This is a genomic window from Pseudomonas hormoni (assembly GCF_018502625.1).
Lineage (GTDB): Bacteria > Pseudomonadota > Gammaproteobacteria > Pseudomonadales > Pseudomonadaceae > Aquipseudomonas > Aquipseudomonas hormoni.
This window is the reverse complement of record NZ_CP075566.1, coordinates 66,483-87,893: the sequence shown is the minus strand read 5'-3', so window position 1 is coordinate 87,893 and position 21,411 is coordinate 66,483. Positions and strand designations below refer to the sequence as shown.

Below are 21,411 nucleotides of genomic sequence, written 5' to 3'. Positions count from 1 at the left end.
CAATACAGGCCCGGACCCAACTCACGTCAATTCAACGATCCTGGTCTTTGATTCATTGCAGTACTTTCGGCTCGAAAAGCAGGAGCATCTTCGGCCATACCGCCAACATACGACCGCTGTCGCATGCTGTAAAAATTCGTGTACTCCAGACACGCCAACGCGGGAGCAAGCTCCCGCGCGGCGACATCCTACCAGTCACCGCCTTAAGGCAGTCAACCGGGCGACCACTAACTTACTTGTGGTCTTTGACTTCTTCGAACTCGGCATCGACAACGTCGTCAGCCTTCTCAGCCGATTCGCCTTGCGGTGCAGCGCCTTCAGCAGGCTGAGCCTGTTCGGCGTACATCTTCTGCGCCACTGGAGCGGAGACTTTCGACAGCTCCTCAACCTTGGCTTCGATGGCAGCCTTGTCGTCGCCTTTTACGGCGGCTTCCAGGGCAACCACGGCGGCTTCGATTGCAGTCTTCTCTTCAGCAGTCACTTTATCGCCTGCTTCCGCGACCATTTTGCGAGTCGAGTGAACCAGTGCATCGCCTTGGTTGCGGGCAGTAGCCAGCTCTTCGAACTTGCGGTCTTCCTCGGAGTTCGCTTCAGCATCGCGAATCATTTTCTCGATCTCTTCATCAGACAAACCGGAGTTTGCCTTGATCACGATCGACTGAGCCTTGCCGGTGGCCTTGTCTTTGGCGCCTACATGCAGAATGCCGTTGGCGTCGATGTCGAAGGTCACTTCGATTTGTGGCACGCCACGTGGTGCTGGTGGAATCTCGGCCAGGTCGAACTTGCCCAAAGACTTGTTCTGAGCGGCTTGCTTACGCTCGCCTTGCAGCACGTGAATGGTCACGGCGCCCTGATTGTCGTCGGCAGTCGAGAACACTTGCGATTTCTTGGTAGGAATCGTGGTGTTTTTCTCGATCAGCGCGGTCATCACGCCACCCATGGTTTCGATACCCAGGGTCAGCGGACTGACGTCGAGCAACAGAACGTCTTTCACGTCACCGGCCAATACGGCGCCCTGGATGGCAGCACCCATGGCAACGGCTTCGTCCGGGTTCACGTCTTTACGTGCTTCTTTACCGAAGAACTCGGTCACCAGTTTCTGAACCAGTGGCATACGGGTCTGACCGCCGACCAGGATCACGTCGTTGATGGCGCCAACGTCGATGCCGGAGTCTTTCAGAGCGATGCGGCAAGGTTCGATGGTGCGTTGAACCAGGTCTTCTACCAGCGCTTCGAGCTTGGCGCGGGAGATTTTCACGTTCAAGTGTTTAGGACCGGTGGCGTCTGCAGTGATGTACGGCAGGTTCACGTCGGTCGACATGCTCGAGGACAGTTCGATCTTGGCTTTTTCAGCGGCTTCTTTCAGGCGCTGCATGGCCAGCGGGTCACCTTTGAGGTTCATGCCGCTTTCTTTCTTGAATTCGTCGACGAGGTAGTCGATCAGACGAATGTCAAAGTCTTCACCGCCAAGGAACGTGTCACCGTTGGTGGCCAATACTTCGAACTGGTGCTCGCCATCGACTTCAGCGATTTCGATCACGGAAACGTCGAAAGTACCGCCGCCCAGGTCGTAAACGATCACGGTGTGATCGCCTTTCGCCTTGTCCATACCGTAAGCCAGAGCGGCTGCGGTCGGCTCGTTGATGATACGTTTAACGTCCAGGCCCGCGATGCGGCCGGCGTCTTTGGTCGCCTGACGCTGGCTGTCGTTGAAGTAGGCCGGAACGGTGATCACCGCTTCGGTCACTGGCTCGCCGAGGTAGTCTTCGGCGGTCTTCTTCATTTTCTTCAGAATTTCAGCCGAGATTTGTGGCGGCGACATTTTCTGGCCGTTCACTTCTACCCACGCGTCGCCGTTGTCAGCCTTGGCGATTTTGTAAGGGACCATCTTGATGTCTTTCTGTACGACTTCTTCGTCGAACTTACGACCGATCAGACGCTTCACCGCATACAGGGTGTTGTGCGGATTGGTCACAGCCTGACGCTTGGCCGACTGGCCAACCAGGATTTCGCCATCGTTGGCGTAAGCGATGATCGACGGCGTGGTACGCGCGCCTTCGGCGTTTTCGATTACTTTGGCTACGCCGTTTTCAAGTACGGAGACGCAGGAGTTGGTAGTCCCCAGGTCGATACCGATAATTTTGCCCATGTTCACTCTCCCGAAACTTTGGATTTGGTTGCCGCAGCAGTGGTGGCTAACTGCGGTAGCACTTAAACGCTTGACTTCTAAATGGGGGCCTTGCGGCTAATTTCAAGCCTGCTCGTCAATCGAAGGCGAAACCGGCGCAGGGGCCTTGCTGACCACGACCATGGCCGGGCGCAGCAGACGACCGTTGAGCTGATAGCCCTTCTGGAACACCTTGAGCACGCTGTTCGGCTCTACGTCGGCGCTTTCCTGCATGGCCATTGCCTGATGCTGAACGGCGTTGAACGGTTCGCCATGCGGATCGATCGCTTCCAGCTGATAACGCTTCAGGGTGTCCTGGAACATTTTCAGGGTCAGCTCGATGCCTTCGCGCATTGGACGGATGCTTTCGTCGTCCGGGTTGGACAACTCCAGACCACGCTCCAGGCTGTCGATGATCGGCAGCAAATCGCCTGCGAATTTTTCCAGGGCGAATTTGTGCGCTTTTTCTACATCCTGCTCGGCGCGACGGCGGACGTTCTGCAGATCGGCGGCAACACGCAAAGCCTGATCCTGCGCGCCTGCCAGTTGCTCTTCGAGCACTTGTACACGAGCCGCGAGGTCTTCACCCGAAGCCGCGGAGCCCTGGTTGGCATCTTGATTTTGCGTATCCACTGTCTGTTCGTCAGCCATAGATTTCTCCTTTCAATTTCGTCCGCGAGCTCAACTCGCGCTTCTGTCCGGGTATATGGGGCCGCAAAAATCAGCTTCAAGGGGCTTGTTATGATTAACCCTACAAAAAACAGCTGCATTTTCATTTCTCGTTGCGCTAACGATTTCGTCGGATCAAGCAAATCGAGCTAAGCGAGGGCATTGTCAGGCGCAAATAAAACACTGTATAAATAACCAGACCTAAAGCCTGGGAGCGGCCTTTATGCTGGTGCACCTGTCCGTACACAACTACGCCATCGTTGAACATCTCGATCTCGAACTCGATCGCGGGATGAGCGTGATCACAGGGGAAACCGGCGCCGGCAAGTCGATCATGCTCGACGCCCTCGGCCTGACCCTGGGCGATCGCGCCGACAGTGGCGTAGTCCGCCCCGGCGCCGACAAGGCCGACATCCTGGCCACCTTCGACCTGGTCGACATTCCGGAAGCCAGTGCCTGGCTGGCCGAGCGCGACCTCGAAAGCGATGGCCCGTGCATCCTTCGCCGGGTGATCACCGCCGAAGGACGCTCGCGCGGCTATATCAACGGCACGCCCTGCCCGCTCGGTGACCTCAAGTCTCTGGGCGAGTTACTGATTGATATCCACAGCCAGCATGAACACCAATCCCTGCTCAAGACCGATACTCACCGCCGCCTGCTCGACGAGTATGCCGGCGCCACCGACCTTGCCCGTCAGGTTCAGCTCGCCGCCCAGCGCTGGCGCCAAACCCGCCAGGAGCTGGAACGCCTGTCGAACTCCGGTGACGAGCAGCGCGCCCGCCACCAATTGCTCAGTTATCAACTCGAAGAACTGGAAAATCTCGGCCTCGGTGAAAACGAACTGGAGCAGTTGGAGCAGGAACACAAGAACCTGACCAACGCCGAAACCCTGCTGGGCATCTGCCGACAAGTGGTCGAACAATGCAGCGAGAGTGATTCCGGCAATGTCCTGAATGCCCTGACCGCCAGCCTCAATCGCCTGTCCAGCGTGAACAACTCGATTGGCGCGCTGGGCGAAGCCAGCAGCTTGCTGACCAGTGCGCAGATTCAGGTAGAAGAAGCCGTGGGCGAGCTGAATCGCTTCCTCGATAACTTCGATGCCGACCCGGCGCGCCTGCAGTACCTGGAAGAACGCCTCGATGCGATCTACACCATGGCGCGCAAACACCGCATCCAGCCCACCGAGGTGGCCGAGATGCAGCAGCGATTGCTGGATGAAATTGAAACCCTGAATGCCAATGATGAATCCATTGAGCGACTGAGTGATGAGCTGGCCTCTTATGCCCGCCATTATCAGGAGAAGGCTCGGGAGCTGAGCGATCTGCGCCATCAAGCGTCCACGAGTCTAGCCAGCGCCGTGGAGCAGGAAATTCAGCGTCTGGGTATGCCCGGCGGTCGTTTCACCATCGAATTGCGCCCCAACGGCAGCGATGAATTACTGCCCAACGGGCTGGAACAAGTCGAGTTACTGGTCAGTGCCAACCCCGGCCAGCCCTTGAAAGCGCTGGCCAAAGTAGCCTCGGGTGGTGAGCTGTCGCGGATCAGCCTCGCGATTCAGGTGATCACCGCGCAGACTTCACGCGTACCAACCCTGGTATTCGACGAAGTGGACGTGGGTATCGGCGGACCGACCGCGGAGATTGTCGGCCAGCTGCTGCGACGTCTTGGCGAGCGCGGGCAGGTGTTGACGGTCACTCACTTGCCACAAGTGGCGGCGCAGGGTCATCAGCATCTGTTTGTACACAAGGTCCGTGGCGAGGATGCGACCCACACGGCCGTCTCCAAGCTCAGCAAGAATGATCGTGTCGAAGAAGTCGCACGGATGCTGGGGGGTATCGACCTGACCAAGGAATCCCTGGCCCACGCGAAAAAGATGGTCGTTACCGCAAAAATTTAGGAACGGCAGAAAGCACGAAGGCGACCCTGGGGTCGCCTTCGCTCGTTTCGCGAATGTGAAATTCGCGCGACATGCTTACTTTTTCTTGCGTACGTACAGCACCAGATTGTGATCAACCATCTCGAAACCGTATTTGTCGACGATGGCTTTCTGCAGGCGCTCGATTTCTTCGTCGAAGAATTCGATCACTTCGCTGGTTTCGACGTTGACCATATGGTCGTGATGCTTGCCGTCATCCAGCTCGAAGACCGCATGGCCTCCGTCGAAGTTGTGCCGCACAACAAGGCCAGCTGCCTCGAACTGAGTCAGTACACGGTAAACCGTGGCCAGACCGACGTCCTCACCAGCCTCCATCAGCGCCTTGTAAACATCCTCGGCACTCATGTGGCGTTGCTCGGCGGAATCGAGCATTTGCAGAATCTTGACCCGTGGAAGGGTCACTTTGAGACCGGCTTTGCGTAGTTCGCTATTTTCAACCATGGTCAGCTTTCTCGCGATGCTGCTTCGCAGCTTCTCTTAATGCGGGTATGATCGGCGTTTACGTTGTCCCAGCCAAGATAGTGGAAGTCGCCCACCGATGCAAAACACCAAGCTCTTGCTAACCAGTTTCACCTTTGTGGGACTGCTCGCACTCGCCGGTTGTTCATTCCCCGGGGTTTACAAAATCGACATCCAGCAGGGCAATGTCGTCACGCAGGACATGATAAACCAGTTACGCCCGGGAATGACCCGTAAGCAAGTACGGTTTATTATGGGCAACCCCCTGTTGACCGACACGTTCCATGCCGATCGCTGGGATTATCTGTACAGCCTGCAGCCGGGTGGCGGTGAACGCCAACAGGAACGCATTAGCGTTATCTTCAACCCAAATGACCAACTTGTCAGCCTCTCTGGTGATTTCATGCCAGGCGTGAGCCGGGACGAAGCCATTCTCGGCAAGGACAGTGGCACTAACGTGACCGCTCCTGCTGAAAACGCCGAGAAGCCGAAACCGGAAAAACCGGTCAAGCCGGGTTCGTTGCTGGATCAGATCCAGAAGGACGTGGACGGCGTAGAAACCGTTCCGGTCCCGACACCAGAACCGCTGGAAACCTCGCCGCAATAATTTGCGACGCAATAAAAAACCCGGAATGTCCGGGTTTTTTATTGCCTGGCGTTTAAACGCCTCACTGATTCCGCGCTTTGGCCTCGGCAGCCTTGGCCGCGCGAAGCCGGCGAACCTCTTTCGGATCAGCCAGCAGCGGCCGATAAATCTCGATGCGATCCCCCGCCTGAAGCTGGCGAGTATCAGGATCGACGACCACCTTGCCGAATATCCCCACAGCACATTCAGCCAGATCCAGCTCAGGAAACTCGCGGTCTACCCCCGACGCCAGCAAAGCCGCCCGCACTGACGCCCCCGCTGCCACCGTCACACTTAGAAGCACTTGACGATCAACGGCGGCATACACCACCTCGACTTCGATCACGACCTCAACCATGCATCTGCTTGGCGCGCTGGCAGAACGCATCCACCAGCGTATTGGCCGCCTGATTGAACAACGGCCCCAGGGTCGCGCGAACGATCGGCCCGGCGTAGTCGAACGAAAGGTCCAGGCTGATCTTGCAGGCCTTGTCGGTCAACGCCTTGAACACCCAGATGCCGTGCAACTGAGTGAACGGGCCCTCCTCGAGATTCATTTCGATCGATTGCCCGGGCACCAGCGTGTTGCGCGTCACGAAATGCTGACTGAGGCCACCCTTGGCCACGCCAACGCTCGCGCGCATATGCTCGGGAGAGCTTTCCAGGACTTCGGCCGACGAGCACCACGGCAGAAACTCCGGGTAACGCGCCACGTCATTGACCAGGTCATACAGCGTTTGCGCCGGATACGGCAGCAAAGCCGAACGTTGAATGTGTGTCGTCATGTCAGCGTCACTTCCACAGCTGGGCGGCAAACACTACAAGAATGCCGATGGGCGCCACATAGCGCATCAAAAACAGGGACAGAGTGAACAGCATGGGGCTGCGGATCGACAGCTCGTCGCGCACCGCTTCACGCCCCATCACCCAGCCCGCAAACACCACGAAACACAAACCACCGAGTGGCAGCATGATCCGCGAGGTAAAGAAATCGATCACCCCAAAGAAATCCAGGCCGCCGGCCGCACCCCATTGATAGAGATGGAACATCCCGCCTTCGTTCACGAAAAACTTGGCTTCCTTCCAGATATTGAAGGAAAACACCGTGCCCAGACCGACAAACCAGCACGTAAACGCCAGCCAGAATGTCACCCAGGCGCGACTGACTTTAGTACGTTCAACCAGGTAAGCCACCATCGGCTCCAGCAACGAAATAGCCGAACTCCAGGCTGCAATCGCGACCAGCACGAAGAACACTACGCCCATCAACTGGCCGAACGCTACGTTACCAAAGGCAAATGGCAGGCTGACGAACATCAGACCAGGGCCTTCACTTGGATTCAGGCCGGCAGCAAACACTATTGGAAACAACGCCAGGCCGGCCACGAGAGAAACAAAGGTATCGAGCAGCGCTACTCCGACGACGGTGCCTGAAATCGACGAGTCCTTTGGCATGTAAGCGCCGTAGATCATGATCGAACCCACACCCACGCTGAGGGAGAAGAACGCATGCCCCATGGCGGGCAGCAAGCCGTCGAGGACTTTTTCCGGGTGGAAGTCGAACATGAAATGCACGCCTTCCATGAAATGGCCGGTGGTCATGCTGTAACCCAGCAGCACCAGAATCATCACAAAGAGCAACGGCATCATGATGCGCAGGCTGCGTTCAAGCCCGGCGACGACGCCTTTGGCGATCACAATGGCGGACAGCAGCATAAAAATCGTGTGCCAAAGTGTCAGGCGCCATGGATCGGCGATCACCTTGCCAAAGTAAGCGCCAACCTGATCGGGCGTTACACCCTGGAAATCGCCGCGCCCCATGTCGATGATGTAATCCAGCGACCAGCCGCCGACAACGCTATAGAAAGACAGGATCAGCAGCGCCGTGATCATCCCGGCGAAAGCGCCCCAGGACCACTTTCCCGAATGCCCCGCCTCCAGCGCCAGCACCTTCAAGGCGTTGGCCGGACTTTGCCGGGCGCGCCGGCCGATCAGGGTTTCCGCCAGCATGACCGGTACACCGATCAGTGCGATACAGGCCAGGAACATCAACACAAACGCACCGCCGCCGTAGACCCCGACCATGTACGGGAACTTCCAGATGCTACCCAGGCCCACGGCCGAACCGGTCGCGGCGAGTATGAAGACCCAGCGGCTAGCCCAACTGCCGTGGACAGAAACCTTGTCTGTCGACATCGTTACCACGTCCAAGCATTGAAAAAAGAGGGCGCATTGTCCGGGATTCAATCAACCTGCTCAAGCACGCTGCGTCACCGTAGCCGACTCGCTTGCAACTCCCTATAATGCCGCCCCTATGGCTAAACAGAAGAAACACCCAACAGGGACCATCGCGCAAAATAAAAAGGCGCGACACGATTACTTCATCGAACATCGGTTCGAGGCTGGTCTGGTCCTGGCCGGCTGGGAAGTAAAAAGTCTGCGGGCGAGCAAGCTACAGCTGGTTGACAGTTATGTACTGCTCAAGGATGGGGAAGCCTGGCTGCTCGGCAGCCACATTACGCCCCTGACGACCGCCAGCACCCACGTCATTGCTGATCCGACGCGCACCCGTAAATTGCTGCTCAACCGCCGCGAGCTGGAAAAGCTGGCCGCCGCCGTGCAGCAAAAGGGTTACGCCTGCGTGTGCCTGTCCTGGTACTGGAGCAAGCACATGGTCAAGTGCGAGATTGCGCTGGGCAAGGGCAAGAAGGAATACGACAAGCGTGATACCGAACGCGAACGCGACGCCGGTCGCGAGTTGCAGCGAGCGGTGCGCAACAAGGGCAAGGAAGAATAATTCCTTCGACCTGTGGCGAGGGAGCTTGCTCCCGCTCGGCTGCGCAGCAGTCGCAATCCGGCAAACATATTCTGTCTGTAGAATCTGTGTTGGCTGGTTAAAGGGGCCGCTTCGCGCCCCAGCGGGAGCAAGCTCCCTCGCCACAGTGTCCCCATCGACCAACCTACATTCCCTTGCGCCGCTCCGCCCGGGCCATGCGCTGCACTTCCTGACGCACCTCTTCCAGCACTTCCTGCACATACAAAATGTGTCGACTGGAGACTTCCCGCGCCTGCTCTGCCCTTCCTTCGATAATCGCCAGGTACAACTCCCGATGCTGCGTGATCAGCATGTCACGGGTTTCAGTGCGCTGTTTGTACATACCGCCGATGTTGGTCACCACGTTGCGCTTGAGCAGGTCGAACAGCCCGCGAATGGTGTGCAGCAACACCGCGTTGTGACTGGCCTCGGCGATGGCCAGGTGAAATTTCGCATCCGCCGCGCCCTCTTCCGCCCGACTCACTTCATCGTGACGCGTGTAGCAATCCTGCAGCTCATTAAAGGCCGCGGTCAGTCGCTCGCGATCGACATCCGTGGCGCGCAGCGCTGCGTAATAGGCGCAGGACGCTTCCAGGGTGTGGCGAAACTCCAGCAGATCACGCTGGGCCTCGGGATTGCTTTCCAGCAGATGAAGAAGCGGATCACTGAAGGTCGTGCCCAGTGATTCCACCACATAATTTCCGCCGCCCTGGCGACTGACCAGCAAACCCTTGGCCGCCAGTTTCTGAATCGCTTCGCGCAATGAAGGGCGTGACACGCCGAACTGCTCGGCCAGCGCGCGTTCTGCCGGCAAGCGTTCACCTGCCTTCAGCGTGCCCTCGAGAATCATCCCCTCGAGCTGCTCGACAATATCGTCAGACAAACGGCGCTGACGAATTTGATCAAACCCCATAACTCAATTCTCCACGTCCCCGACGGCTCGCCGGGCTCTCTATTCTGGCCTATCGGCGCTGTGCCAGCACCTACCCGACGGCATTTGTTCGAGCGCATCACTCGGGAGCCACAGCACTTGTTCGACAAAAGTTTTAGGGCGGCAAATTGACACACCGCCTACAAGGCTTTTACCCTAGCGAACAGCGATTGTAAATTGGTATTACCAATTAGCCAAGAACGCTGACAGTGCATGACCAACAACAATTAGGGGCCACCCCATATGCAAACCTGGCAACAGCTCTATACCCCGCTTGGCAGCCTCGGCTTTTCCGCGCTCGCCGCCGTCATTCCCATCGTGTTTTTCTTTCTGGCGCTGGCCGTGTTCCGGCTCAAAGGGCATGTGGCCGGCAGCATCACGCTGGCCTTGTCCATTGCGGTCGCCATCTTCGCTTTCCAGATGCCGGTCGACATGGCATTCGCCGCCGCCGGGTATGGCTTCGCTTACGGTCTTTGGCCGATTGCGTGGATCATCGTGGCCGCTGTATTCCTCTACAAACTGACGGTCAAGAGTGGTCAGTTCGAGGTGATTCGCAGCTCCGTCCTGTCGATCACCGACGACCAGCGCTTGCAGGTGCTGCTGATCGGTTTCTGCTTCGGTGCGTTCCTTGAAGGTGCAGCCGGTTTCGGCGCACCGGTAGCGATTACAGCCGCACTGCTTGTAGGACTGGGATTCAATCCGTTGTACGCCGCGGGCTTGTGCCTGATCGCCAACACCGCGCCGGTGGCGTTCGGTGCCTTGGGGATTCCAATTATCGTCGCCGGGCAAGTGACCGGTATCGATGCATTCAAGATCGGCGCCATGACCGGCCGCCAACTGCCGCTGCTGTCGCTGTTCGTACCGTTCTGGCTGGTGTTCATGATGGATGGCCTGCGCGGCGTGCGGGAAACCTGGCCGGCAGCGCTGGTCGCTGGCTTGAGCTTTGCCATCACCCAATATTTCACCTCGAACTTCATCGGTCCTGAGTTGCCGGACATCACCTCGGCCCTGGCCAGCCTGATCTCCCTGACGCTGTTCCTGAAAGTCTGGCAGCCAAAACGCGCTGCAGGCCAACACATCGCGGGGGCGGTCTCGGCCTCCGTTGTGACTGCCAGCGCCGGTGGTTTCGGCCAGCCGCGCACAACCGTGGCTTCGCCTTACAGCCTTGGTGAAATCTTCAAAGCGTGGTCGCCGTTCCTGATCCTCACCGTACTGGTCACCATCTGGACCCTGAAACCGTTCAAGGCAATGTTTGCCGCTGGCGGCTCGATGTACAGCTGGGTGTTCAACTTCGCGATCCCGCACCTGGATCAAATGGTGATCAAAGTCGCACCGATCGTGACCGCGCCAACCGCCATTCCGGCCGTGTTCAAACTCGATCCGATTTCCGCGACCGGCACGGCGATTTTCTTCTCCGCGCTGATCTCGATGCTGGTACTGAAGATCAACTTCAAAACTGGTCTGACCACTTTGAAAGAAACCTTCTACGAGCTGCGTTGGCCGATTCTGTCCATCGGCATGGTGCTGGCGTTTGCCTTCGTCACCAACTACTCGGGCATGTCCTCGACCATGGCCCTGGTACTGGCAGGTACCGGCGCAGCGTTCCCATTCTTCTCGCCGTTCCTCGGCTGGCTGGGTGTGTTCCTCACAGGTTCCGATACCTCTTCCAACGCGCTGTTCAGCTCGTTGCAGGCGACTACCGCACACCAGATCGGCGTCAGCGACACCTTGCTGGTCGCGGCGAACACCAGCGGCGGCGTAACCGGCAAGATGATCTCGCCACAATCGATCGCCGTGGCCTGCGCCGCGACCGGACTGGTGGGCAAGGAGTCGGATCTGTTCCGCTTCACCCTCAAGCACAGCCTGTTCTTTGCAACGATCGTCGGCTTGATCACCCTGGCTCAGGCCTACTGGTTCACCGGCATGCTGGTGCACTAAGTACTACAAGACAAACAGCAAAAACCGACGCCGGACCACGATTCCGGCGTCAGCTATCCACAACCCGGTCTGTAAGGCTGCTGAAAGAAACACTCTCTATATTTCAGCAGCCTCAGCGGACGGATAACCGGGCCCACCCGGAGACACGCCTGATGAGCGAGCTTTTTTACAACGCCGTGCCGAACGCGACCCGCGTCGCCCCGCCACTGCCCGAGCCTCGGCAATACCCCAGCGAAAAGCCGACTCGGGTCTACCTGTTCGGGACCTGCGTGGTGGATTTGTTCTACCCGGAAGCCGGGATGGATGCGATTCACCTGCTGGAACGCGAAGGCATTCGTGTCGAATACCCGCAGGGGCAAAGCTGTTGCGGGCAACCGGCCTACACCTCCGGTTACACCGACCAGGCCCGGACCGTTGCACGCTCGCAATTGGCGCTGTTCGCTGGCGACTATCCAGTGGTGGTGCCGTCGGGATCGTGTGCCGGCATGTTGCGCGAACACTACGCCGACTTGTTCAAGGATGAGCCGGAAACACTGAAACAGGTTCAGGCGCTGGCCGCCCGGACGTATGAGTTGGCCGAGTTCCTGTTGTTCGTCTGCAAGGTGCGCCTCAAGGACAGCGGCGAACCGGTAAAAGTGGCGTTGCACACCTCGTGCTCGGCACGTCGCGAGATGAACACCCACCTGCACGGCCGCGAGTTGTTGGCGCAGTTGGGCAATGTGGAGCGCGTCGACCATAGCCATGAAAGTGAATGCTGTGGCTTTGGTGGGACATTCAGCGTCCGTATGCCAGACATTTCCGGCGCAATGGTGGCTGACAAGACCCGGTCGTTGAAGGAATCCGGCGCGCACAAGGTACTCAGTGCCGACTGCGGTTGCCTGATGAACATCAACGGCTCGCTGGAGAAACAGAAGGAAGCGTTGCGCGGTCAGCATCTGGCCACTTTCCTCTGGCAGCGAACCGGAGGCGGCCAATGAACGCTTCCGCGATTATTCCTACGGTTGCCGTAGAAGAAGACTTTCGCACCCGGGCTCACACGGCGCTGGGTGACAAGCAATTGCGAAACAACTTTCGCACTGCGATGGATTCACTGATGACAAAACGGGCAACGTCCTTCAGCGATGCCCATGAAAGAGAACATTTGCGAGCGCTGGGCAATGCTGTCCGCGCCCGTGCGTTATCGAAGTTGCCCGACCTGCTCGAGCAGCTTGAACAGAACCTGACCCGCAACGGTGTGACAGTGCACTGGGCGGAAACGGTGGACGAGGCCAATGGCATCGTCCTTTCGATCATCCGCGCTCACGAGGGGCGGCAAGTGATCAAGGGCAAATCGATGGTCAGCGAAGAAATGGAGATGAACCATTTCCTCGCTGAACGTGGCATTGAATGTCTGGAATCGGACATGGGCGAGTACATCGTCCAGCTCGACCACGAGAAGCCTTCACACATTATTATGCCGGCGATCCACAAGAATGCCGGTCAGGTCGCGTCCTTGTTCCACGACAAACTTGGCGTGGAGTACACCAAGGACGTTGACCAACTCATTCAGATCGGTCGCAAAGTCTTGCGACAGAAATTCTTCGAAGCGGACATCGGCGTCTCCGGCGTCAACTTCGCCGTGGCCGAAACCGGCACCCTGCTGCTGGTGGAAAACGAAGGCAACGGCCGCATGACCACCACGGTGCCGCCGGTGCACATCGCTGTCACCGGCATCGAAAAAGTCGTGGAAAACCTGCGTGACGTGGTGCCGCTGTTGTCGCTGCTGACCCGCTCGGCCCTTGGCCAGCCGATCACCACCTACGTCAACATGATCTCCGGCCCGCGCAAGGCCCAGGAACTCGACGGCCCGCAGGAAGTGCATCTGGTGTTGCTGGACAACGGTCGCAGCCAGGCCTTCGCTGACAGTGAATTGCGCCAGACCCTGAACTGCATTCGCTGCGGCGCCTGTATGAATCATTGCCCGGTCTACACTCGAATCGGCGGTCACGCCTATGGGGAGGTTTACCCTGGGCCTATCGGAAAAATCATCACCCCGCACATGGTCGGTCTGGCGAACGTCCCGGACCATCCGAGCGCGTCGTCGCTGTGCGGTGCCTGCGGTGAAGTCTGCCCGGTAAAAATCCCTATCCCTGCGTTACTTCGCCGCCTGCGGGAAGAGAACGTCAAAGCCCCGGACAGTCCGCATCAAGTCATGCGCGGCCAGGGCAGCAAGTATTCGCGCAAGGAACGCTTTATCTGGAATGCCTGGGCGAAGCTCAACAGCTCGCCGACGCTGTATCGGCTGTTCGGCTTTTTCGCCACACGCCTGCGCGCCCTCGCCCCGAGTAACGTCGGCCCGTGGACGCAAAACCACAGCGCCCCGAAACCCGCTGCCCGCTCACTGCACGACATGGCCCGCGAGCATCTGGCCAAACAGGGAGAACGCTGATGAGCGCCAAACAAAATATCCTCGCCAAGTTACGGAATAGTCTGACCGGCACCACGCCCGTGCCTGACGAATTCGACGTCGAACTGGTGACAGCGCCCTACACCTACGCGCCCGAGCAACGCATTCCGCAATTGCGCAAACTGATGGAAGCGGTGCACACGGAAATCCACCTGACGTCCGCCGAAGCCTGGCCTTCGTTGCTGGCTCAGTTGCTGCGGGATCGTCAGTTGCCGAGCCTGTTGATCGCGCCGACGACGCCGCACGGTCAACGTGTCTCTCAGCACTGGGCAAAAAATCCTGGTCTGCCGACGCTTAAGTCCTACGACCGTCCGGTGGAAGAGTGGAAAGTCGAGCTGTTTAACGACACCCCGGCCAGCCTCACCACCACCCTCGGCGCAATCGCCGCCACAGGTAGTCTGATTCTCTGGCCGACGCGGGAAGAACCCCGCCTGATGAGCCTGGTGCCGCCGGTGCATTTCGCGCTGCTCAAGGCCAGTGAAATCCGCGACAACTTCTATCAGGTGCAACAGGAATTCAACTGGGCGCAAGGCATGCCGACCAACGCGCTGTTGGTCTCCGGCCCGTCGAAGACCGCCGACATCGAGCAGGTCCTGGCCTACGGCGCTCACGGCCCGAAAGACCTGGTGGTTTTGATCCTGGAGGACCAATGACTCTACCGGCCGCTTTCCTGCGAGATGCACAGAAACTGATCCCCCAAGAGCGGCGTTTCGACGATCCACTGTCGACATTGGCCTTCGGTACCGACGCCAGTTTCTACCGGCTGATTCCGAAACTGGTGATCCGCGTCGAATCCGAAGACGAAGTGGTGGCACTGCTCGGACTGGCGCAACGGGATCAAGTCCCGGTGACCTTCCGCGCCGCAGGCACCAGCCTGTCCGGCCAGGCCATCAGCGATTCGGTGCTGATCGTGCTTGGGGATAACTGGAACGGTCGCGAGATCCGCGGCCAGGGCACGCAAATCCGCCTGCAACCGGGCGTGATCGGCGCGCAGGCCAATGCGTGGCTGGCACCGTTCGGGCGCAAGATCGGTCCGGACCCCGCCTCGATCAACGCCTGCAAAATCGGTGGCATTGTCGCCAACAATGCCAGCGGCATGTGCTGCGGCACGGCGCAAAACACCTATCACACGCTGGCCGGTATTCGCCTGGTGCTCGCCGACGGCAGCCGCCTCGATACCGAAGATGCGGCGAGTGTCGCGGCGTTTCGCGAGAGTCACGCAACGGTGCTTGATCGTCTGGCGACACTGGGTCGCGAGACCCGCGCCAATTCCGAACTGGCCGCAAAAATCCGCCACAAGTATCGTCTGAAAAATACCACCGGCCTGTCACTCAACGCCCTGGTGGATTTCGATGAGCCTGTGGATATCTTGAGCCACTTGCTGGTGGGTTCCGAAGGCACGCTCGGGTTCATCAGTGCAGTGACTTACGACACCGTGATCGACCACCCGAACAAAGCGTCGGCGCTGATTGTGTTCCCGGATGTGGAAACCTGCTGCAACGCCGTCACCGTACTGAAAAGCCAACCGGTGTCGGCCGTGGAACTGTTGGACCGCCGCAGTCTGCGCTCGGTGCAGAACAAACCCGGCATGCCTGCTTTCGTACAGCATCTGTCGAACAATGCCTGCGCCCTGCTGATCGAATCTCGCGCAGCGTCATCCACTTTGCTGCATGAGCAACTGGCGCAAATCATGGCGTCGCTGGCCTCATTCCCGGTGGAGAAACAGGTCGACTTCACCGAAGACCCAGTCGAAAACGCCCGCCTCTGGGCGATTCGCAAGGACACCTTTCCCGCCGTTGGTGCGGTGCGCAAAACCGGCACCACGGTGATCATCGAAGACGTGACCTTCCCGGTGGAACAACTGGCCATCGGCGTAAACCGTCTGATCGAGCTGTTCGACAAACATCACTACGACGAAGCGATCCTTTTCGGGCACGCCCTGGAAGGCAATCTGCACTTTGTCTTCACCCAGGGCTTCAACAACCCGGAAGAAGTCGCACGCTATCAGGCGTTCATGGATGACGTCGCGCAATTGGTCGCCGTGGAATTCGGCGGTTCGCTGAAGGCCGAGCACGGTACCGGCCGCAACATGGCGCCCTTCGTCGAACTGGAATGGGGCAGCGATGCCTACCAGTTGATGTGGCAGCTCAAACGCCTGCTCGACCCTAACGGCATTCTCAATCCCGACGTGGTGCTCAGCGACGATCCGCAGATCCACTTGAAGCATCTGAAACCGCTGCCGGCCGCCGACGAGATTGTGGACAAGTGCATCGAGTGCGGTTTCTGCGAGCCAGTTTGCCCCTCGAAAGGCCTGACCCTGAGCCCGCGCCAGCGCATCGTGATCTGGCGAGACATTCAGGCGAAAAAACGCGCCGGCGTGGACACCACTGAACTCGAAGCCGCTTACGAATACCAAGGCATCGACACCTGCGCCGCCACCGGGTTGTGCGCCCAGCGTTGCCCTGTAGGAATCAACACCGGCGAGTTGGTGAAAAAGCTCCGAAGCCGTAAGGCGACGCATACGAAAACTGCCAACTGGCTTGAAGGCAATTTCGCCACCGCGTTGCAAGGCGCACGTTTCACCCTGCACGTGGCCAACGGTGCGCGGATGCTGCTGGGGGCGCCACGTTTGGCGAAGCTTTCGGCAACGCTGACCAAGCTGTCCAAAGGTCAGGTCCCGCAATGGACCAACGCCATGCCACAGCCAGAAAAGGCCATTCGCTTCAGCCCGACCGTGACGGATGCGCGTCCGCGAGTGGTGTACCTGGCAGCCTGCGTCTCGCGGGTGATGGGGCCTGCGGCCGGTGATAAAGAACAAATGTCGCTGTACGACAAAACCCGTGGCTTGCTGGAAAAAGCCGGTTATCAGGTCGTCTTTCCGGACAATCAGGACAGCCTTTGCTGCGGTCAGCCGTTCGCCTCCAAGGGCTACGCCGAGCAAGCCGAACACAAACGCCAGGAGCTGATCGGCGCGTTGCTGCACGCCAGCCGTGGCGGGCTCGATCCGATTTACTGCGACACCAGCCCCTGCACGCTGCGTCTGGTTCAGGACCTGGGTGATGTTCGACTGGATCTGTACGATCCGGTGCGTTTCATCCGTACGCATTTGATGGACAGGCTCGAATTCACGCCGCAGGAAGCGCCAATCGCGGTGCACGTTACGTGCAGCACACAGCACCTGGGGGAAAGTCAGGCGCTGATCGATCTGGCGCGCAAGTGCAGCAAAACCGTGGTCATTCCCGAAGGTATTCACTGCTGTGGATTTGCCGGCGACAAGGGCTTTACCACGCCGGAGCTGAACGCCCATTCGCTGCGCACGCTCAAGGATGCGGTGCAACAGTGCAGCGAGGGGATTTCGACCAGCCGCACCTGTGAGATCGGTCTGACGCAACACGGTGGAATTGACTACCACGGGCTGGTCTATCTTGTGGATCGGGTAACTCGGGCAAGGGCCCTCTGAAGAAAAATAGAACCCTGACGCGCCGCCGTAGTCCACTGATTAAGCCCGGAGATTGCCGGGCCTTTCCCACACTCGGCAGCCCGTTCTGATGGCCAGCAGATGCCTGGACCCTCAGTTCAAGGAGATACACATGAAACGTTCTGTACTGTTAGGTCTGTTCGTTACTGTCTCGCTGATGGCGTCCCCCTCGTTTGCCGCCGAAGACCTCTGTGCGGTCAATTTGAAAACCATCGAAAATGCCAAGGCACAGACTCCTCCGGAGATGAGTGATCAGGTTATGGACAGCGTCAAGAAAGCCCAAGCCGATCAGGCAAAAGGCACCAAGGAAGGGACTAATGATTGCATCGCCGAGACCGAGCAAACCATCCAGCAAATCAAGAACGCGAACAAAGGCGGGAAGTAACCCGGCACAATGCCAACCTTCGGGTTGGCGTTCTGCTCCGCCCGGTGCCACCCAATATGATGCAAACCAAAACCCGCCAAGTGCGGGTTTTGCTGCCTCTGGGGTTTGGTTCTATAAAAAAGTATTTCCATCACTTTTTTTGCAAAAACCGAATTCCTGCGCAGCGTCGGAGTCTTTTAAGCAGGCCTCATCAATCGTGGCTTATTTTCGGACCTCGGCCGAGCCGCACGCTCACACGGCAGCACCGAGACCATCAGTTCAAGGAGATATCCATGAAACGTACCGCACTCGCTGGTCTGTTCATTTCTGCTGCAATGTTGGCCTCTCCCGTATTTGCTGCGGACAACAATCTTTGTACGAGCAAGCTGCAAGAGCTCAAAAGCAAAATGAATTCACTGCCGGCGAGCTCCAGCAACACCGCGATGGAGATCAAAAGGCTGATGTCCAGCGCCGAAGCTTCCCAAGCGTCCGGGGACGACAAAAAATGCGTCACCGAGGCCACACAGGCATCGGCACTCGCTGACCAACTGCGCAATCAACCCACCCCATAATCTGCGGTGGCCAACCTTCGGGTTGGCCTTCTGAGCCGCGTTGGCGTACACTGCGCAGGCTTGTTGCTCACTTTGATTCACAGAGCAACAGGCTCGGGGCCGTTTAGGATTCGACGCCGGTTGCGAAACTTTAGGTGCATGCCGAGTTGGTAACAGAACTCGTAAATCCACTGTTGCAACTACTTATAGTTGCCAATGACGAAAACTACGGCCAGGAATTCTCTCTCGCTGCGTAAGCAGCTTTAGACCTGAGCTTCTGGTACCTTCGGGTCCAGCAATCACCAGGGGATGTCTGTAAACCCAAAGTGATTGTCATATAGAACAGAATCGCCGTGCAGTACGTTGTGGACGAAGCGGCTAAAACTTACACAACTCGCCCAAAGCACCCTGCCCTTCGGGTCGCTGAGGGTTAACTTAATAGAAACGGCTACGCATGTAGTACCGACAGCGGAGTACTGGCGGACGGGGGTTCAAATCCCCCCGGCTCCACCACTTCAACGAAAAAAGACGTCCAAGGACGTCTTTTTTTGTGCCTGAAATTCAGAAAAATCAAGGCATCAAACGTCCACTTGGGTCTACCCCTTGGCCACCAGCAGGCGTCGTCAGAACCGCCCGCACCCAACGCCTGCTCGCTCCATCGCCGCGGTCAGACTGCGCCGCACGCAGCACGAACCATCGCGAACGCCGGGAAGTCCGTGTAACCCGTTCCACCGCGTCGAGTGTAGTAAGTTGATCGGTCCGCTTCGGCTATCGGCCAGCCGTGCTTGAGACGCTCAGCCAGATCCGGGTTTGCAATATACGGCCTGCCGAAACCGATCAGGTCCACCAACCCTGTGTCCAGCGCATCCTGCGCGCTCTTGCGGTCAGTGAAACCGCCGCACCAGATGATTGCGCCAGAAAACGCCTTCCGTATTTTCCTGAGCAAAGCGTGGTCGAGATAATTGGCTTTGAACTGGGCGACCTCCATGTTCGCCTCAGGCATCAGTTCATAGACCAGGTGCAGATACGCGACACCTAAACGCCCTAGACGCTCGGCAACGTACAGCAAGGTTTCCTCAGTGCGAGGGTCCGCCGGAATACCGTTGAACTTGCCAAACGGGGACAGGCGGACACCCACGCGTCCCGGTCCCAACGCACGTACCGCCGCTTCAACGACTTCCAACAGGAACCGTGTACGGTTTTCAACGCTACTGCCTCCGAAGCAATCGGTGCGCGTATTGAGTACCGAGTTCATGAACTGCTCGAACAAATAGCCGTTGGCTCCGTGGATTTCGACGCCGTCAAATCCAGCCTCGCGAGACTGGACGCATCTTTGGGTAAAGGTGTTGATCAACGCAAACACCTCATCCGTCCTCAAGCGCCTGGGCTTGCCTGCGGGGATAGGGTCCAGCTTACCGTCCGGGCCGTGGGCAAACACCTGCGACTCAGCCCTTTCCTCGGTCACACCCCAAGGCGCCTCGCCGTTCGGCATGAGCGATGAATGGGCCATCCTGCCGACGTGCCATAACTGCAAAAATATCGTGCCGCCATTGCGGTGAACCTGATCGGTCACCAAACGCCAGCCCTGCCGCTGAGCATCCGTGTAAATGCCGGGGGTCATCGCGTAGCCGTTGCTGGACGGAGCAACGTCGGTTGCCTCGGCCACGATCAGGCCGGCACTGGCTCGCTGCCCATAGTAGGTGGCCATCAACTCGTTCGGGACGTCGCCATCGGACGTCCGCGTGCGAGTCATGGGCGCCATGACAATACGGTTCTTCAGCAGAACGGTGCCGCCAACCAATTGAGAATCAAACAGGTCTATCATGGCTCTTCCTTCGGGTCGGTTCTGATCGGAAGGAAAATGTACGGTTCGATAGTCGCCCCCATCTACACACCGTTTTGTCAGTGGAAGCACATGAAGACCCTCAATAGACTTCCAGGTTTGCCGATCGAGCGGACGCTGGCAATCCTCTCCGGGCGCTGGAAGGCGGTCATCCTTCATGTGCTGCTGGACGGTCCGCAACGCACCTGTGGCCTGGAGAAGCGCATTGTCGGCGTCTCACAGAAGGTATTGATCGAGCAACTCCGAGCGCTTGAGGAACATGGCATGGTGACCCGGCAACCCAGTGCCGAGGATCGTCAGGGGATCGAATACCTGCTCACCCCGCTTGGCGAAAGCCTGCGGAGCATTCTGGATTCTTTGATCGAGTGGGGTGTCCATCACGCCACGGAGCTCGACGAGCTCGATAGGCTGCTGCCATGTGATGCGGTTGTTCGCAGTTACTTATAGCGGGCTATCGCCATTCGAACCTCAGGCGGTCAAGTGGCAACGAACTACCGGCGGGAAGCTTGACTGGATGAGCGGTTCGCCATCAGGATTGCGCGCTCGCAGCCTGCTAGCCATCAAATCGCTATCAGCCCCCCCCCCTTCTTTGTGGATATGGACATTCAATGAAAAATCCAAAATTTCTGTTCTCCGTTTCATGCCTGCTGGCCGTATCACTCCTGAGCGGTTGCGCGGCGTCGGTGAAAGGTGGCGGCACGGGAACGCTGGCGATCCAGGAATCTGCCAAGCAAAACCTGGTGGTCAATTTCAAGGGGAACGACAAGGTCCGGCAGAATGAGGACTGGCCGCTTTTGCAACGTGACTGGAATGAAGCCCTGCAGGCTGAAGCTGCGCGCGCGGGTTATGGCCTGACAGAGACTCAGGCCTTGAGCCCGGGCAATAAGGATGGCGTCGGCATCACCATTAACGTGAGCAACTTCCGCTATCTGACGCCGGGTGCACGCTATGGCGCTGGCATTATGGTGGGCAACGCCTGGGTCAATTCAAGTGCAGACTTTTCTGACTTGAAATCGGGGAGCCTGATAGGAACCCGGACCTATGACACCTCGTCGTCGGCATGGGAGGGCGTTATGTCGGCCATGACCAAAAAACAGGTTCAGGCGATTGCGCAGCAGATCATCAGCGACATCAAGAACGCGAAGGCCAAGTGATCTGAAGCCATCGTCTTACCAGAAAGACCAAAAAA

The 21,411-nt window shown here is 58.2% G+C and carries 20 protein-coding genes and 1 other RNA gene; 13 read left to right on the top strand and 8 right to left on the bottom strand.

From position 1 onward, the window contains the following. Nucleotides 1–232 precede the first annotated feature (232 nt). Together dnaK and grpE are read right to left on the bottom strand one after the other, a co-directional pair. Nucleotides 233–2,149 (bottom strand): molecular chaperone DnaK, encoded by a 1,917-nt coding sequence (gene dnaK, locus KJF94_RS00365; protein ID WP_214380583.1) that lies wholly within the window; start codon nt 2,147–2,149, stop codon nt 233–235. 102 nt (nt 2,150–2,251) lie between these two features. After that, complete coding sequence (grpE, locus tag KJF94_RS00360; RefSeq protein ID WP_007942899.1) at nt 2,252–2,818, bottom strand: nucleotide exchange factor GrpE; 567 nt, start codon at nt 2,816–2,818, stop codon at nt 2,252–2,254. Between the two features lie 241 nt (nt 2,819–3,059). Here grpE and recN point away from each other — a divergent pair, with 241 nt between their 5' ends. Next, a complete protein-coding gene (gene recN, locus KJF94_RS00355) occupies nt 3,060–4,733 on the top strand; it encodes a DNA repair protein RecN (protein ID WP_214380582.1) in 1,674 nt (557 codons plus the stop codon). A gap of 75 nt (nt 4,734–4,808) precedes the next feature. Here the strand turns inward: recN and fur are convergent, their stop codons facing one another. Continuing rightward, a complete protein-coding gene (gene fur, locus KJF94_RS00350) occupies nt 4,809–5,213 on the bottom strand; it encodes a ferric iron uptake transcriptional regulator (protein ID WP_003197684.1) in 405 nt (134 codons plus the stop codon). A gap of 97 nt (nt 5,214–5,310) precedes the next feature. Between fur and KJF94_RS00345 the strand changes: the two genes are divergently transcribed. After that, nucleotides 5,311–5,838, top strand: a complete 528-nt coding sequence (locus KJF94_RS00345; protein ID WP_214380581.1) for an outer membrane protein assembly factor BamE — start codon at nt 5,311–5,313, stop codon at nt 5,836–5,838. A 61-nt stretch (nt 5,839–5,899) separates the two neighbouring features. Here KJF94_RS00345 and KJF94_RS00340 read toward each other — a convergent pair whose 3' ends face one another. The 3 genes from KJF94_RS00340 to KJF94_RS00330 are packed head-to-tail and all read right to left on the bottom strand — an operon-like array spanning nt 5,900 to nt 8,052. Further along, nucleotides 5,900–6,214, bottom strand: coding sequence for an RnfH family protein (locus KJF94_RS00340; protein WP_214380580.1), 315 nt, complete (start codon nt 6,212–6,214; stop codon nt 5,900–5,902). Beyond that, complete coding sequence (locus KJF94_RS00335; protein WP_214380579.1) at nt 6,207–6,641, bottom strand: type II toxin-antitoxin system RatA family toxin; 435 nt, start codon at nt 6,639–6,641, stop codon at nt 6,207–6,209. Before KJF94_RS00335 ends, KJF94_RS00340 begins: the two co-directional genes overlap by 8 nt. A 7-nt stretch (nt 6,642–6,648) precedes the next feature. Further along, nucleotides 6,649–8,052 carry a sodium-dependent transporter gene (locus KJF94_RS00330; RefSeq protein ID WP_214380578.1) on the bottom strand — a complete coding sequence of 468 codons (1,404 nt, stop codon included), beginning with the start codon at nt 8,050–8,052 and terminating at the stop codon, nt 6,649–6,651. 118 nt (nt 8,053–8,170) lie between these two features. On the opposite strand from KJF94_RS00330, the gene smpB reads away from it, so the two are divergent. Then, the gene (smpB, locus tag KJF94_RS00325; protein WP_008029800.1) at nt 8,171–8,653 is read left to right on the top strand and encodes an SsrA-binding protein SmpB; all 483 of its coding nucleotides are present in this window, start codon (nt 8,171–8,173) and stop codon (nt 8,651–8,653) included. Nucleotides 8,654–8,816: 163 nt separating this feature from the next. On the opposite strand, the gene KJF94_RS00320 is transcribed toward smpB, so the two are convergent. Further along, nucleotides 8,817–9,584: a GntR family transcriptional regulator gene (locus KJF94_RS00320; protein ID WP_214380577.1), complete on the bottom strand. Its 768-nt coding sequence runs from the start codon at nt 9,582–9,584 to the stop codon at nt 8,817–8,819. Between the two features lie 261 nt (nt 9,585–9,845). Here KJF94_RS00320 and KJF94_RS00315 point away from each other — a divergent pair, with 261 nt between their 5' ends. The 8 genes from KJF94_RS00315 (at nt 9,846) to ssrA (ending at nt 18,892) form a co-directional block, all read left to right on the top strand. Beyond that, entirely contained in the window at nt 9,846–11,540 is a 1,695-nt protein-coding gene (locus tag KJF94_RS00315) for a lactate permease LctP family transporter (protein WP_214380576.1), read from the top strand. A gap of 152 nt (nt 11,541–11,692) precedes the next feature. Then, complete coding sequence (locus KJF94_RS00310; protein WP_214380575.1) at nt 11,693–12,517, top strand: (Fe-S)-binding protein; 825 nt, start codon at nt 11,693–11,695, stop codon at nt 12,515–12,517. Continuing rightward, on the top strand, nt 12,514–13,968 hold the full coding sequence (locus KJF94_RS00305; protein ID WP_214380574.1) for a LutB/LldF family L-lactate oxidation iron-sulfur protein: 1,455 nt from the start codon (nt 12,514–12,516) through the stop codon (nt 13,966–13,968). The genes KJF94_RS00310 and KJF94_RS00305 overlap by 4 nt, the downstream gene beginning before the upstream one ends. Continuing rightward, nucleotides 13,968–14,639 carry a LutC/YkgG family protein gene (locus KJF94_RS00300; RefSeq protein ID WP_214380573.1) on the top strand — a complete coding sequence of 224 codons (672 nt, stop codon included), beginning with the start codon at nt 13,968–13,970 and terminating at the stop codon, nt 14,637–14,639. Before KJF94_RS00305 ends, KJF94_RS00300 begins: the two co-directional genes overlap by 1 nt. Continuing rightward, on the top strand, nt 14,636–17,446 hold the full coding sequence (locus tag KJF94_RS00295; protein ID WP_214380572.1) for an FAD-binding and (Fe-S)-binding domain-containing protein: 2,811 nt from the start codon (nt 14,636–14,638) through the stop codon (nt 17,444–17,446). The genes KJF94_RS00300 and KJF94_RS00295 overlap by 4 nt, the downstream gene beginning before the upstream one ends. A 130-nt stretch (nt 17,447–17,576) precedes the next feature. Then, nucleotides 17,577–17,849: a hypothetical protein gene (locus tag KJF94_RS00290; protein ID WP_214380571.1), complete on the top strand. Its 273-nt coding sequence runs from the start codon at nt 17,577–17,579 to the stop codon at nt 17,847–17,849. Between the two features lie 272 nt (nt 17,850–18,121). Further along, nucleotides 18,122–18,400 (top strand): hypothetical protein, encoded by a 279-nt coding sequence (locus KJF94_RS00285; protein WP_214380570.1) that lies wholly within the window; start codon nt 18,122–18,124, stop codon nt 18,398–18,400. 95 nt (nt 18,401–18,495) lie between these two features. Next, nucleotides 18,496–18,892, top strand: a transfer-messenger RNA (tmRNA) gene (ssrA, locus tag KJF94_RS00280). A 154-nt stretch (nt 18,893–19,046) separates the two neighbouring features. Here the strand turns inward: ssrA and KJF94_RS00275 are convergent. Beyond that, a complete protein-coding gene (locus KJF94_RS00275; RefSeq protein WP_214380569.1) occupies nt 19,047–20,204 on the bottom strand; it encodes an alkene reductase in 1,158 nt (385 codons plus the stop codon). A 90-nt stretch (nt 20,205–20,294) separates the two neighbouring features. On the opposite strand from KJF94_RS00275, the gene KJF94_RS00270 reads away from it, so the two are divergent. Together KJF94_RS00270 and KJF94_RS00265 are read left to right on the top strand one after the other, a co-directional pair. Beyond that, on the top strand, nt 20,295–20,669 hold the full coding sequence (locus KJF94_RS00270) for a winged helix-turn-helix transcriptional regulator (protein ID WP_214380568.1): 375 nt from the start codon (nt 20,295–20,297) through the stop codon (nt 20,667–20,669). A 161-nt stretch (nt 20,670–20,830) separates the two neighbouring features. After that, a complete protein-coding gene (locus KJF94_RS00265) occupies nt 20,831–21,376 on the top strand; it encodes a DUF4410 domain-containing protein (RefSeq protein ID WP_214380567.1) in 546 nt (181 codons plus the stop codon). The last annotated feature ends 35 nt before the right edge of the window (nt 21,377–21,411 follow it).

What these genes read in the sequence shown, in the direction of transcription:
- dnaK (WP_214380583.1), bottom strand. Translation starts at nt 2,149, where the DNA reads ATGGGCAAAATTATCGGTATCGACCTGGGGACTACCAACTCCTGCGTC.
- KJF94_RS00345 (WP_214380581.1), top strand. Translation starts at nt 5,311, where the DNA reads ATGCAAAACACCAAGCTCTTGCTAACCAGTTTCACCTTTGTGGGACTG.
- KJF94_RS00320 (WP_214380577.1), bottom strand. Translation starts at nt 9,584, where the DNA reads ATGGGGTTTGATCAAATTCGTCAGCGCCGTTTGTCTGACGATATTGTC.
- KJF94_RS00265 (WP_214380567.1), top strand. Translation starts at nt 20,831, where the DNA reads ATGAAAAATCCAAAATTTCTGTTCTCCGTTTCATGCCTGCTGGCCGTA.
- KJF94_RS00340 (WP_214380580.1), bottom strand. Translation starts at nt 6,214, where the DNA reads ATGGTTGAGGTCGTGATCGAAGTCGAGGTGGTGTATGCCGCCGTTGAT.
- KJF94_RS00275 (WP_214380569.1), bottom strand. Translation starts at nt 20,204, where the DNA reads ATGATAGACCTGTTTGATTCTCAATTGGTTGGCGGCACCGTTCTGCTG.
- recN (WP_214380582.1), top strand. Translation starts at nt 3,060, where the DNA reads ATGCTGGTGCACCTGTCCGTACACAACTACGCCATCGTTGAACATCTC.
- KJF94_RS00295 (WP_214380572.1), top strand. Translation starts at nt 14,636, where the DNA reads ATGACTCTACCGGCCGCTTTCCTGCGAGATGCACAGAAACTGATCCCC.
- KJF94_RS00315 (WP_214380576.1), top strand. Translation starts at nt 9,846, where the DNA reads ATGCAAACCTGGCAACAGCTCTATACCCCGCTTGGCAGCCTCGGCTTT.
- grpE (WP_007942899.1), bottom strand. Translation starts at nt 2,818, where the DNA reads ATGGCTGACGAACAGACAGTGGATACGCAAAATCAAGATGCCAACCAG.
- KJF94_RS00290 (WP_214380571.1), top strand. Translation starts at nt 17,577, where the DNA reads ATGAAACGTTCTGTACTGTTAGGTCTGTTCGTTACTGTCTCGCTGATG.
- KJF94_RS00285 (WP_214380570.1), top strand. Translation starts at nt 18,122, where the DNA reads ATGAAACGTACCGCACTCGCTGGTCTGTTCATTTCTGCTGCAATGTTG.
- smpB (WP_008029800.1), top strand. Translation starts at nt 8,171, where the DNA reads ATGGCTAAACAGAAGAAACACCCAACAGGGACCATCGCGCAAAATAAA.
- fur (WP_003197684.1), bottom strand. Translation starts at nt 5,213, where the DNA reads ATGGTTGAAAATAGCGAACTACGCAAAGCCGGTCTCAAAGTGACCCTT.
- KJF94_RS00310 (WP_214380575.1), top strand. Translation starts at nt 11,693, where the DNA reads ATGAGCGAGCTTTTTTACAACGCCGTGCCGAACGCGACCCGCGTCGCC.
- KJF94_RS00330 (WP_214380578.1), bottom strand. Translation starts at nt 8,052, where the DNA reads ATGTCGACAGACAAGGTTTCTGTCCACGGCAGTTGGGCTAGCCGCTGG.
- KJF94_RS00300 (WP_214380573.1), top strand. Translation starts at nt 13,968, where the DNA reads ATGAGCGCCAAACAAAATATCCTCGCCAAGTTACGGAATAGTCTGACC.
- KJF94_RS00335 (WP_214380579.1), bottom strand. Translation starts at nt 6,641, where the DNA reads ATGACGACACACATTCAACGTTCGGCTTTGCTGCCGTATCCGGCGCAA.
- KJF94_RS00305 (WP_214380574.1), top strand. Translation starts at nt 12,514, where the DNA reads ATGAACGCTTCCGCGATTATTCCTACGGTTGCCGTAGAAGAAGACTTT.
- KJF94_RS00270 (WP_214380568.1), top strand. Translation starts at nt 20,295, where the DNA reads ATGAAGACCCTCAATAGACTTCCAGGTTTGCCGATCGAGCGGACGCTG.